Source organism: Bacteroidales bacterium (genome assembly GCA_031275285.1).
Classification (GTDB): Bacteria; Bacteroidota; Bacteroidia; order Bacteroidales; family UBA4181; genus JAIRLS01.
In genome coordinates this window covers 1-13,778 of record JAISOY010000217.1, presented here as the reverse complement: position 1 = coordinate 13,778, position 13,778 = coordinate 1, and the positions used below count along the sequence as shown (strand labels likewise).

At 40.2% G+C, this 13,778-nt stretch carries 9 protein-coding genes and 2 riboswitches; of the genes, 1 reads left to right on the top strand and 8 read right to left on the bottom strand.

Going from position 1 to position 13,778, the window contains the following annotated elements:
* Positions 1–78: 78 nt before the first annotated feature.
* Entirely contained in the window at positions 79–1,515 is a 1,437-nt protein-coding gene (locus tag LBQ60_21395; GenBank protein ID MDR2040479.1) for a DUF5074 domain-containing protein, read from the bottom strand.
* Between the two features lie 39 nt (positions 1,516–1,554).
* Positions 1,555–3,486 (bottom strand): hypothetical protein, encoded by a 1,932-nt coding sequence (locus LBQ60_21390; GenBank protein MDR2040478.1) that lies wholly within the window; start codon positions 3,484–3,486, stop codon positions 1,555–1,557.
* Between the two features lie 239 nt (positions 3,487–3,725).
* Positions 3,726–3,927, bottom strand: a riboswitch (cobalamin riboswitch).
* 118 nt (positions 3,928–4,045) lie between these two features.
* Here LBQ60_21390 and LBQ60_21385 point away from each other — a divergent pair.
* Entirely contained in the window at positions 4,046–5,587 is a 1,542-nt protein-coding gene (locus LBQ60_21385) for a TlpA family protein disulfide reductase (protein MDR2040477.1), read from the top strand.
* Positions 5,588–5,593: 6 nt separating this feature from the next.
* Here the strand turns inward: LBQ60_21385 and LBQ60_21380 are convergent, their stop codons facing one another.
* From LBQ60_21380 to LBQ60_21355, 6 genes are all read right to left on the bottom strand, one after another.
* Positions 5,594–6,727 carry a YncE family protein gene (locus LBQ60_21380; protein MDR2040476.1) on the bottom strand — a complete coding sequence of 378 codons (1,134 nt, stop codon included), beginning with the start codon at positions 6,725–6,727 and terminating at the stop codon, positions 5,594–5,596.
* Positions 6,728–7,044: 317 nt separating this feature from the next.
* Positions 7,045–9,102 carry a TonB-dependent receptor gene (locus LBQ60_21375; GenBank protein ID MDR2040475.1) on the bottom strand — a complete coding sequence of 686 codons (2,058 nt, stop codon included), beginning with the start codon at positions 9,100–9,102 and terminating at the stop codon, positions 7,045–7,047.
* Between the two features lie 91 nt (positions 9,103–9,193).
* Positions 9,194–9,390: riboswitch (cobalamin riboswitch) on the bottom strand.
* A 130-nt stretch (positions 9,391–9,520) separates the two neighbouring features.
* Entirely contained in the window at positions 9,521–11,005 is a 1,485-nt protein-coding gene (locus tag LBQ60_21370; GenBank protein MDR2040474.1) for a TolC family protein, read from the bottom strand.
* A 121-nt stretch (positions 11,006–11,126) separates the two neighbouring features.
* A complete protein-coding gene (locus LBQ60_21365; GenBank protein MDR2040473.1) occupies positions 11,127–12,365 on the bottom strand; it encodes an ABC transporter permease in 1,239 nt (412 codons plus the stop codon).
* Between the two features lie 2 nt (positions 12,366–12,367).
* On the bottom strand, positions 12,368–13,381 hold the full coding sequence (locus LBQ60_21360) for an efflux RND transporter periplasmic adaptor subunit (GenBank protein MDR2040472.1): 1,014 nt from the start codon (positions 13,379–13,381) through the stop codon (positions 12,368–12,370).
* 2 nt (positions 13,382–13,383) lie between these two features.
* The coding region (locus LBQ60_21355; GenBank protein MDR2040471.1) for an efflux RND transporter periplasmic adaptor subunit at positions 13,384–13,778 on the bottom strand (395 nt) is incomplete at its 5' end.

The window sequence follows — 13,778 nt, the reverse complement described above, 5'->3', positions numbered from 1 at the left end:
TGGTATTTTTACTAAGGGATCAATACTACTAATTGAAGTAAAAACATCCCGGCTGCAATGATACAGCCGGGATGTTTTTTAATTATAATTTTCCGGGAAATAAATTCCTGCAGGAAAACTTGTATAGCCTTTATAATTATTCACCAGTTTTTCTGTTTTATTGAAATTAAAGACACTGATGTAACTATCCGTGTTATAGGTAGCATACGACTTGATACTGTTGAAATATACATTTCCCGTTGTAGGATGCACGGCAAGGTTGTTATAAACAACAGTAACACCCGCAACCCAATCCCTTACATCTCCCATTAATGTGGTTTCGTTGGTTGAGAATACATGCCTGTAAATAATAAATGAAGCATTACTGAAATACAGGGTGTCATCTTTTGCCGAAATAGCCGGAGAAGCACCCCATCCTGCTCCGATACTGATTTCGGAAATCTGATGCTGATCGATAATATTGTAAGTATCCGGATCAAACCTGATGATCAGGGATGGAGAACCAGAACAGGAAACCCATATTTTACCATCATTGGAAGGAATGATCCCTGTAATAGTTTGTCCCAAGTCAACCGTCTGTATTACAGCATCGTTTCCATCCTGTAGTACAAGTATTGAACTGGATGCAAATGCGAATACCTTATCATTTACAACTACCATCCTGTTTTTGGCTGCTCCTGAAGAGCCGCTGATAGCTGTCAATGTCGATGTCTGGGGGTTAAAACGGTGGATCCCGTTATTACTACGGATATAAATGTTATCATAAGAAGTCACGGCAACATGAGTAGGCCATGTAACGGAGATTTCAGCATCAAAGCCTTGTTCTTTTTTTAATGTTTTGGCATCTGCAATAACTAATCTCCCGTCATTTTTCCCGTTCTGGGACATAATGTACATTTTATCTTTATAGATGAACATATCCTGGCATACATTTCCCAGTTTGCTTCCGTTTACTTTTATATACGCACTGTCATAAATCACACCGTAAGGATCGATATAGGTGAGTTTACCCGTTTCATTGGACATATTTCCTTCATTCAAAATAAAAGTTCCTTTACTGAAATCAGTCGGAAACATGGAAATACGTATGGTGGAACCATCACTGAAAAAGAATACCAGTTGGTTTCCTATTTGCTTGATGGAAGTGATAACAGGAGCAGATGTGCCATCCTGTCCATTAGTTCCATCAATTCCACTTTGTCCATCTGTACCGTCAACTCCATCCTGCCCGACATTACCGTGTTTTACCTCCATGGTGCTTCCATCGGAAAAAGTGATCAGGTACCCCTCAGTTGTTTCGGAAAAACCTGTTACGGTCAGTTTTTGATTCAGGGCATTCAATAATGCCTGGTAATTTTTCAGCAACTCAGCCTGCCTCTGTTGTTCTTCCTGTAAAGCCTGCTGTTCTCCGGAAAGTTTGTCGTATTTATCATTCAGATCATCAATGTCATCTTTGTAACATCCGTTCAGAACGACCATTAAAGATACCAAGCATGTCAATAGATATTTTTTCATCTTCTTTTATTATTAAATTATTTATTTTTAGTTATTTACTTAATCGATATTAAACTCCTCAAATCCATAAATCTCGGTTGAGACTTCACCCAGCCATCCTGCCAGTGCATTGATTCCGGTATGTACCCGGATAAAATCGACCCCTTTTAATTTCACATGATCCCCGTTCTTGTCAACAGCCCAATCTAGTTTTATCTTTGAGCACTCGTGGATTTCCATGCAATTATCGACATATCCGTATTCAAATGGCATACTTACCCAATAACTTCCGTTTCCGGAAGTATCATATACATTTTCATTGGTTAATTTCGTTCCTTTCAGTGTATAACTTTTCCGGGTAAGCCATTCCGGAAAATAACCCTGACTGTGATAAGGATTTTTCCTGATCTCACCCGAACCGTTCCGGTTATCTGTCCAGGTAATCAACATTTCCGGATCTGTTTCTGCTAATGTGTACGTAATTTCATAATCTTTAATGGTTGAAGAAGAATGATAAGCCGATCCGGCAATTTCAAACCATTCATCATCCGGAAGTCCATTAGCATTGGCATCGTAAGAAACCATAATAATGCCCGGTTCCGACCAGGTAGATAACGCATTTCCCTTTATACGAAAGTCATAAGCCCCTTTGGAATTCAACAGTACATGGTCGAATCCCATGACCACATAACCACCAAAACCTCCCAATGAAACAGCCTCATTCCTAATGGCATTCAGGGCTTTTATGTTCATGTCTTCCTGGGTATCACCTTCTTTCCATTCCGGTAAATCATTGGTGAACTGTCCCGGAGCAGGAAGAAAATCAAAAATCCTGGTCACATTATTTTCATAAGTTTTATAATGAATAGCTATAGGTATATCTTCAAAATTTTCACCGTGTTCGTTATTGGCTGTGATCCTGAACATATAATTTCCGGGAACTGACATGACATGCATCAATTCATTTCCGGTAGAAACCGGATATCCGTCTAACGACCACTCTATAGTACCGGCTTCTGCACCTGTTACCTCCGCATTAATGCGTATCCATTGACGAATATTAAATTCGAATCCCCCCTCCGGAATGCTGGGAAGTATGATCTGAGGAAGCAGTGCGGAACCATTTTGTAATACATCTACAGTGACATTTAAATCGGGGCGTGTTTTTTGGGTAAATGTTACAGATATACGTCGTTGTTTACTGGCTGAATATTCTGAGACATCAAAAACGAAAGAATGCAGATGACCTTCCCTGCCCGATTTTTCTTGTGAAAAAGTGAGCCAATCCAAACCATCATTAAAAGTGATGTCACATTCATCGGATGATTCGATCAGAATAGTAACTTCTGTAGCTTCCATTCCAATGATTTGAGAATTACCTCTTACTGCCCTTATGCCATCAGATAGACCTTCCTGTACAACAGGAATCACCTTTTCAACATCTCCTTCACCGGAAAGGATAATGTTGGCAGTACGGGATCCTATACCCGTATGCTCATCAATTTCTATTTTCAAAAGGTTATTTTCAAGAGAAAGTACCCATAACCAGTTTTCACTGACAGAATATTCGTAATCAATATTAGCGGTAACTTCTATTTCAACCGTTCTTTTCCCGGCCGGGATGTTGATTTCTTCCGGAGATGCCAGTATACTCGGGGCTGAACCTAACTGTTCCAGTTGTATTTCTACAGGGGATAAACCTTCTGCCATAATGGTTATTTTCCCTGTAAGAATGCTGGTTAATGGATTTTCCGAAGCAGTAACAAAGATCTCAGCATTTCCTTCTCCTTCCGTGTGAGAAGTAGACCAACCGGAAGAACAATCGATGACCCAGTTTGTGTTGGAAGTAATCTGGAAACTCTTACGGCCGCCTTCACCGGAAAAATTTAATTCGACAGGATCAGCCGACAATACCGGTATTTCGTTTTTCTCCTCATCTTTACAGGAGAGAAAGAAAGATACAATCAATAACAAATAACATACTTTTTTCATATTTAGTCTGGTATTAAATTTCAATAAAAAATAAGTAGCAATAGGCAGCCGAAAACAATACATGCCGTAAATAAAGACAGGTTATAGATACACAGAAAATGGGTGCGGTATTGAGAATTTTCAATAATATCCATGGATTGTGAGTTTGCTACCCACAGCCACCGAACAAGAAAGAAATAAATGGAAATACTTTTTTAACATTGGCATTTACATTACAGCTCTATTCCACGAAAGCTATGAATTATGATTCATGTTCCGGCAGGTCTTCTGACTTACTCTTCCTCAGCCTTGTCTTCCCATTGAGTATATCAACAGTGACTTGAGTTCAGGCTTCGGCTTACAGAGCTTACAGCAGCGGGTCTGTTCAGGACTTGCACCTGATTCCCTTTTCAAAGATGATCCCGGATGGGATCTATCTTCACCAAAACTGTGGCAAATATACCGCTTTTTATATTCCTATTCAGTATTTTTCAAAATATATTTTACTACAACCCAATACAGATTTTGATAATAAATTGTTACCTTTGTTTTTACAATTATTTAAACAAAAAGCCGTATTATGAGAACATTATTATTTCTTTTCTGTTTTTTCCTGTTTTGTGACGGTAGTATTCTTGCTCAAACTAAAAGCAATTACCCTTTGAAAGAGTGGCTTGGCGAAGGTGAATTTATAATTGCCGGAAAGGTATTGAATAAGCCTACTGACATGAAATCATGGCAATTAGCCGTAACAGGGTATTTATCCAATGAAGGTTTTGAGATACCTGTCAAGGAAGACGGATCTTTTGAAAAAGCAATTCCGGTCACCGATGTGCAGGATATTTATCTCTACTTAGGCAACGACGCAATTACAATATTCTCTTTTCCGGGTGATAAGATTCAAGTATCATTCGACGGGCATAGGCAAATCGAAACACTTGAAATAAAGGGAACAACCGAGGCAAGGAATAAAGAATTGGACTTATGTCTCAGGATATACCGAAACTTCAGGAAAGATTTCCTGAAAAATTCAGGCCTTGCCTATGACCGTCAGAAATCCCCCAAAGAAAAATCAGACCAATTGAATGAATATTATGATAAAAAAATAAACCTTATCCGTACTTTCGAAACGGAAAAAGGAACTTTCCCTTTCCTTCGTAAATTTCAGGATGGTGCTTATTTCGAAGTTGCCAGGATAGCTGCAGGAATAGACGGAATACTTCCGGAAATACATTGTGATTATCCGCGAATGTCTCTTACCAGCATTACTACAAACGGGAATACTACAGATACGATCAAAAACAGTGTTCCTAATTATCAATTATTAGATTACAGGACTTTTCGTACAGTACCTGAATATCGTGATTTCCTGGAAAATTATCTCCGTAATCAGAGTAAAAAGACTTTTTCCTGGAGCATAGGTTATCCTGAGCAGGATGATTCTAACTATATTAATAGATATACTTCCTTATCCGAACGTTATATTTTCGGGAAGGAATCATTGGAACCTGTACCACCGATCCGGGATTGGTATCTGTCCAGTATGATCCATTCGGCCCTGACTTATCAGCCTTTAAAAGATGTTGATTCGTTGTATCATGATTTTCTCAATATATGTGAATCCAAAGAATATCTCTCCATATTGACCCCAAAATACCAGCAGGCGCTACTTCTTGCTCCCGGACAACCCGCACCTGATTTTGAGCTGAAAAACGTGGATGGGAAGATGGTCCGGCTTTCAGACTTCCGGGGAAAAATCGTTTATATGGACTTTTGGGGACGGGGATGTGGCCCATGCATTTACGAATTTCAAAATTCGAAGGAAGAATTTCAGCAAAAATACGGTACAGGAGATATTGTGTTCATTTATGTATGTGTAGATTCGAAAGAACCCCAATGGCGGCAAGCTGTAGAACAATACCAACTGAAAGGAGTAAACCTGATTGCCGAAGGATGGACGAAACATCCGGCCTGCAAGGCATATAATGTGGAAGGAATACCACATTATGTACTGATCGATAAAGAAGGGAAAATTGTCAATAATAAATGTGACAGGCCTTCTTCTATGCTCTATCAGGGAGAAAACAGTGAACTGGAAAAATTACTATCGCAATACAAATAACAACTTTTATTCCGTTACAAAAGCAATATGTGCGGGAATATCACCCGTAGTTACACTCCATTTCTTTTTTCCTTCCCTATCGAAACAATAGAGTGTACCGGGGGTAACATAATTTTTGGCATCTGTTACATAAATATCTTTTGATATAGGATCAATAGCCAGTCCATATGGTATTTTGATTTCTTCATCCGTTCCGTCGGTAATGAAATTGCGGCTGACTATTTCTTCCGTTTTAGTATCAATAATTGCATATGTAACTGTATTTTTCCCGGAATTATAATTCCATTCCACACTATATACATATAGGGAATCGCCGTTTACACACATATTAGAGGCAGGTATACCGAACGATTTCTTTATTTTATCGGTTTTTGTATCTATAACTAATAAATTAGAGGCAATATCATAATAATCACCGCGGGAACTTACATATAAATCACCTTCGGAATCGACTTTTAAATGATGAAGATTATAGGCCACTTCTATGCTATGGGAAACCGTAAAAGTATTCAGATCGATAACAGATATAGTATTATCATAGTCGGGAAACCGATACCCTCCGGAATTAGCCACATATAGTTTATTTCCCACAATTGCCATTTCTTCAGGTTGATAACCTACTGTGACACTACGTAACATCCGGTAAGTTACGGTATCGAATTCCGCTACAATACCGGGCTGGGCTTCGGGATTGAATTCAACCGGCGCGACATATGAACTGACATAAGCTTTTCCATCATGAAAAGTAATATACCGGCAGTTATCCAGCTTGAAATTTGTGATACTCTTGGTCGTAGCCACATCCATCACTTCTACCAGATTCGAACAATTGATTACCGCATACAACCGGTTGCCATAAATCTGTAAATCGTTACCCACATCCCCTAACCTGACAATGGCCGGATTTACAGAACCATAAATATTTTTCGTATATGTTTTCGTGGCATAATCATAATAGTCGAGAGAGGCTTTGTTACTCCCCATATTCCCTTCATTCAGTAAATAAAAACCTTTAACGGCAGTTATTTCACTTTGGGTCGTATCCACTACAATTGGGTCCGGTTCGGGAATAGTTTCGTCTTTCCTGCATGAATAAGTAGAAAAGACAAATAATAAACCTGTAATGATCCCGATAATTATTCCTGGCCTTTTCATTGGAATAAGTCGGAAAGTAGGAATGTTCATAATGTCAGAAAGTAGGTCCGGATAGCTTTTTCCGGAATACACTTCATCCCTTTTTGTTTTATCGTTTTCCAATTTCATTTGAATATAAGTAATATAAAACAATTAATGTTATGTTTTCTGAATGTAATCCATTTGATCAATGCGACTTAAGAAAACAACAAATAGCACTGAGTGCTTAATTTGTATTATTTAAGTCCAAATGGAACATACAGGCCTTTATTAACTTCGTTCATACATATTTACGGATTTTTGCTCATGAGGAGGGTATAAAATCAGATATTTAATGTAAGGGTTAACCTGTAATTACGTCCCGGCATGGGATAATTGAGAATTACCGCATAGTACTGATTCAGCAGGTTATTTACTTCAGCGGTAATTTTAAACCGGACCTTACTCCATTCAATATCCTTTGTTACGGACATATCATGGGTATACCACGGCTGGAGGTAATTCTCCCTTATATTGGCCGGACTGTCATATCTCTCACCGACATAAATGAAACTATAATTCAGGTTCCATGTCCTGTAAAGCAGGTTAAGGGTTACCGAGCCGTCATGCCAAGGAGTATAGGGTATCTGATCCCTGTAATAATTATCGGTGGGATCGGTCACATCAATGGCTTTCTGGTGGGTATACGATAACCGCGGGGTAATGTACAGCTGGCCGATCCGGCAGGTAGCATCGATCGAGATATCTATTCCTTTTATCTCTACTTTACCTAAATTAAGCATGGTCCAGCGGAATTGCTGTCCTCCGGGGAAAGCCACTATCTTGTTTTTGATTTCATTGTAATATCCGTCGGCAGAGATACTTACCCGGTAAAAAAAAGGATGGTTAAAGAAACGTTCGCCAGTGATACCGGCATTATATTGTACGGCAAGTTCCGGTTTCAATGCGCTGTTCCCTATCAAGGTATAATACAAATCATTGAAGGTCGGCATACGGAATATCTTTTTATAAAAAGCCCGTATATAGAAGCTTTCTTTTTTGAACGGCTTGTATGATGCGAAAAATGCAGGTGTAAAGACATTTTTATCAGGAGAAGCGGCATTCATCTTTACTTTTTCCCTGACAATATTACCCAATACGCTGGCTTGCAGGTTTAATCGGTCAAGATCTAACGATGTGGCCAATGCCACCAAAGTGGTATACCTTTGTGGTTCTGAAAAATTCTCCAGGTTGGCATACATTCGGTTGTACTGGAAATCGGTGGAAAGGTTGACTTTCCATACAGGAAAGATCCGGTACAGGTTGATCAATGAAAGATAGAGTTCCTGCTGCTTATAGCGGTTGTCATAATATTTGAGCGCCGGATCCTGGCTCATGAAACGCGTATAGTCATAAGCATATTTTCCATTTACCTTGAAATCATATCGTTCCCCGATTTTTTTCCGGAAAGAGGACTGTACGAAAAAGTTACGGTCCCACATCCTTTGGTCGCGCCAGGATACTTCCCTGACGGTAGGACCCGGAATTCCCCTCTCCGAATCGTAAAAGTAAAGTTTGGAATTCCATTCCCCGCCGGTGATAGTACCGCTCAGTCCGGCCTCTGCACGGAAAGACCCGATATCGCTTTTTTGCCGTATTTCCACCGTATCATAGGCAACACTGCCGTTATTGCTGTATACAACATCTTCGAACCGGTATTTCCCGTTGGAATTGGTGTATTCCGCGCTAAAAGACCCGCTTACATTATCCCCCAGCTTTTGTTGCCAGAGGACAGAAGGATTAGTAAGCCCATATATAAGAGGTGATCTGGTCCCTTCAAAAAGAGCAGTGCGGTTTTGTACTTTTATTTTGGTTTTCTCCCCTTCCCTGAAAGCGGGTTTGACGGATGTCATGTAAATAGTTCCTGCCGAACCAAAATCCTTTGCCGACTGGAAAATATCACTTTTCTGTGCATTGTACATATCAATGGCCTCCATATTATCCAGTGAAAATTTACCCAGATCGATTACGCCGTTCTGCGCGTTTCCCAGTTGTATGCCATCATAGAATACTCCTACATGCTGGGATCCCATACTACGGATGTTCACGGTTTTCAACCCTCCTATTCCCCCATAGTCCTTTACCTGCATTCCGGAAAAATAACGTACGGCATCGGCTACCGACAGGCTATTGACACGTTCCAAAGCCTTTCCCCTAAGGCTTTGCACAGGTGTGGGCGAGGACAAATCATACGATAACCGTTCGCCGGTAATAGTAACTACCGCTATGCTGTCCTGCGTGGTAATAACATCGTCATCAGTTTGTCCCCGGACAGGTAGGGCAAACAAAAGAAACACCAGACAGAGGATTACATTCCCGATAAATAATTTATCCGGCATCATTTACCAGTGGGTTTTGCGCTCCCAGTGAAAAAGGGAAAGGTTTAAAGTGTTTTATGATCATTCAATTATCAGCTTTTATCCGCGAAAGCTTTTTACAAAATTTTGCACTGGTAGGTCTCCTGACTTATCCTCGTTTTGACGGCCTTCCCATACACAAGGTACAGTGGCAGGGGATATCAAAACGTTGCAATGGATTTACAGTAGCGGGTCTGTTCAGGATTTGCACCTGATTCCCTTTTAATCGGACAATCCGGATGAATTGGCCGAACCAATACATGGCAAAGATAGATAATATTTTTCAATATTAATGGAGACGATCCATGACAGTGAAGAATAAAATTATTTTGTAGCACCTGTAACTTATATATCAAATAATATATTCCCACTCCCAGGATTGAGAATTATCTGATATTATAATTCATTCTATCGGATGATCGGTCTGGAAATCATAAAAGGTCTTTCTTGTAAGGTCGGAAAGTAACAACTGATAGTCGACAAATGCTTGTAAATGGTTTCTCTGGGCTGAATTCAAGCGGTTACGTTCCAATGCCAGCGCCTGACTGTCAATATCTCCGTCGGTATAACGTTTAAGGGTTATGTTATAACTCTTTTCAGCAATGCTGATGTTCTTTTCCAACAATTGCAAACGCTTCAATGTAGTCTGAATGTCTGCCACCAGATTACGTACTTCCACCTCTATACTGCGTTCCTGATCCGTCTTATTGAGGTAATTCTGTTTTTGCCTCGCTTCGGCGGCCCTTATCAATGACCTGTTCCTACCCCAGTCAATAATAGGTATATACAGGGTAAGCCCTACCATATAATTGGATGGACGATATTTGAGATCATCCCACGAATGGGAGACTGAATTAGAAAAAGCTTCGGATATATTCAGGTTACTCACCCCTATCCTCTCCCATGATGCTTCCAGGCTGGCCTGTGGCCTGCCCTGGGATTTCTGTCTTTTGATCTGTAACTGCTGCAGTTCTATCTGTATTTCCCTATCCCTGATCTCCAGCCGGTTTTGTATTGCCATCCGTACTGCTTTTTCGGGATCAACCTCATATATCATATAACTGTTCAATTCACTTTTTAAGGTAACCAATGCATCCAGTTCCAAACCAAGCAATCGTTTAAAAGAATTGGTAGAAGCTTTAAGTCCCTGGATCGATATATCATAACTATTCTGTGCTTCTGCCAGATCGACTTCCATCTGAAGGTTTTCCACCTCACGTATCAGCCCGGCCTCGTATTTATTCTTGGATATTTCATAGGCTTCGGTTTGCCTTTCAAGGTTCATCTGTGCTATTTCAGTCCCCTTTTGTAACATGAGAAGACTGTAATATGAACTGCTGACCACATATATCAAATCCAACTCCTCCCGTTTCAATTCCTTATTGGTACGTTCATAATTCAACCGTGCCCGTTTGAGATCAGACCTGATCGTATTATATCCCCAAAAAGAATTGAGCGGTTGGCTTAATCCGATGCGGGTATTGAAAGTAGTGGCGCGTTTGTCCGTATTATAGTCGTTGATGGAGGACAATCCTGTTGAAAGAGTTATTGTTCCATCTGTGGGCAAGGGTTGTGAAATATTTAACCTGCCCGTACCCCTCAGGGTTTTTACGGCAAAAAATGAGATACCTGTACTGTCCTCCCATTCACGTATGGTTTCAGTAAACTGGGGAATGGTGAAATTCATATTCACATTGGTACGCAACAGGGCTGTGGTTGCTTTCAAATCATTTTCAGCAATTATTTTTTCCTGTAACAGGTTTTGTATGCTATGGCTTAACTTTTTGGCTATTTCAATACTTTCTTCCAGCGAAAGGTGGTAGGTTTGTGATTTTAATGCAGGAAATGAAATGATTAAAATACAGACGGCAAGGATGACTCTTTTCATATGTATATAAATTGTTTTTTGGTCATATGGAACCTTCATTTTTATATTCGTACTCTTGGCGGGTTTTAACCCATGAAGGTTTCATATTATTATTCTGGAATTATAAGTGAATATGGCCTTTTTATTCATAACGCATAGAATCCACCGGATTCAGGTTGGCAGCATTTTTTGCAGGAAGATAACCAAAACTAATACCTACTATCACTGAGAAAGTAAATGCTATCAGAACAGAATACAACCGCACATAGGTAGTAATGTCTGTAAACAGCGATACTGTCAGCGAGAGTGTAACACCAAGTATTACACCTATAATCCCTCCCACAATACTTATAGCCACCGCTTCACATATAAATTGGCTTTTAATATCCGCTTTTCGTGCGCCTATGGCCCTTCGCGTCCCTATTTCGCGTGTTCGTTCCATCACGGTTGCCAGCATGATATTCATGATGCCGATCCCACCGACTATCAATGAAATAGCAGCAATTGCACCCAACAAGAAATTGTATATCTGCCGTTCTTTTTCTTCCTGTTTGAGCAGTTCGAATGGAATTACGATATTATAATCACTATTATTGAAATGGTGTCTTTTCAATATTTCATTGATCAGCCTGGAAGCTTCCAGCAGGTAATTCGAATTATCCACCTGGGCAGTGATCTGCTGTATTTCACTGGCAAGAGGAGATTCACGGTTGAAACGGTTAAGAAATGAGGACAAAGGTACATACACATCGGTATTCAGGTCCCTTGCCGCCAATTCACCTACTGTTTCGGTAAAAAGAGTTTTCGGTTCGAGTATTCCGATTACTTCGAGCCATTGATCCTCTATCTTTATCATGTTTCCTACTGGATCCTCGTATCCGAACAAGCTGGTTGCCACACCCGCTCCCAGTACACACACTTTCAACCTTCTTTCATAATGTTGATCATTGATCAGGTCACCCTGCTTACTCCTATAATTCATCATTTCCAAATAATTAGGAGTAACTCCTATAACTGTCGATTTTACCGATTTGTCGGCATATTTCACTTCGGTACTTATTTCGGCCTGGGAAGCTATTTTCACAATACCCGGAACGACCTCTTTAATGGAATTGGCATCTTTTAGCGACAATCCCGGGGAAAACTTTGCCCTTACCTCTTCAAGTTCGGTTTCCGAAAGCTTTTTCTCCCGTACAATGATGTTGTTCACCCCCAGGTCCTGGTATTTTGCAATAGCTTCTCGTTTAGCACCTTCACCTATTGAAAGCATGGCAATAACCGATGCTACCCCGAAAATAATACCCAGCATGGTTAGAAACGACCGTAGTTTGTGTTCAATCAGTCCACTGATTGCCAAACGCATATTTTCCTTGTAGTGCATAATCAATTATCTGCTAAAAATTCACAACTTACTGTCATACCAGGTTTTAACCTTTCATCAGGCTCCATCATTTTTACCTCCACATCGAAAACTTTCTGACGCGAGTTCCATTCCCTGGGATGGCAAAGCCGTCCTATATAAGCTATCTCACCTTTGAAAACGACTTCAGGCAAAGCATCAAGACGTACGGCCATCTTTTGTCCTACTTTTATCTTAAGAAAATCATTTTCATTGATAAAGGTGTTTACCTTCATCCACTTCAACACAGGTACGTTTCCCATACTGTAGCTCGGCATAGCCATATCGCCTACATTCAGCATACTGCCGGTACGCACGTTCCTTCCACGTTGAAACACCCCGGCCACGGGAGTACGAATGGTGAGCAACGGCACAATCCTTTTGAAGTCCTCCAGATCATTTTCTATTTGACGTACCCTGATCTTCTGTATCTTCATATTGTTCTCGTTGATGATCTTAGCGAGTTCCAGTTTACGTTTTTCCTTGGCGAGTGTAATTTCTGCCTGTTTGAATTCGAGTTTTTTGATGGAGTGCTGACGCTCCGTTTCGAAACGTGATGATTCCAGTTCGATCTTTTTCAGGTTGAATGATGATGTTTCACCCCTGATTCTGGATTCCAGATCACTGATTATATTGGCCTGATCAACATATAATTTTTCAAGGTTGGCTATTTGGGTTTCAAGATTGGTTTCTCTTTCGAGGATGAATTTATTGACTTCTGCGGGATCTATCTGTATGATTGAATCACCCTCGCTGACCATTGTCCCGTGTTCGGCTAGTCCGATAATCCTCATCTCCCACCAATACATGGAATAACGGGGCAATATGAAGAGTTTGTTGTTAATGGCCTCAAGTGTCCCCGATTCAATGATGGTTTTTCCTCCTGAGAGGCTTTCATCATGATCAGCACTATCCTCTTTATTTCCGCATGAAAGAAAGAACAATGCGGTAAATAAAACGAATAAATATATTTGATACAGATGGTGGTGTGTTTTCATGATCAATTTTCCTGATTAGTAGTAGATTCGCCATTGGTTTTTGCCTCGTAGAACGGATCAATCAAAGCTACCTCATCTCCTTCTTCCAATCCGTTTGCAATAATGGTAAAGTCGGAATTACTCCTTCCTGTTTCCACTTCGACTTTTTCATACCCGCCGGATATTTTCTTGTAAACAATATTTCTTCCGGCTTCATTATGAATTGCCTCAATAGGAATATACAGCATGCCCTCAAGTTTATCAACAATGATCCGGCAACTTACCGTTAAGCCGGGTAACAGGTTCTCATGCGTTTCATTCAGGTATATTTCTACCGGAAATACTTTGATCTTGTTGGATCCATCTTTATTTACAGCCAAATTAGCTACAGAGCTCACCTTTCCAGTAAATTTATTTT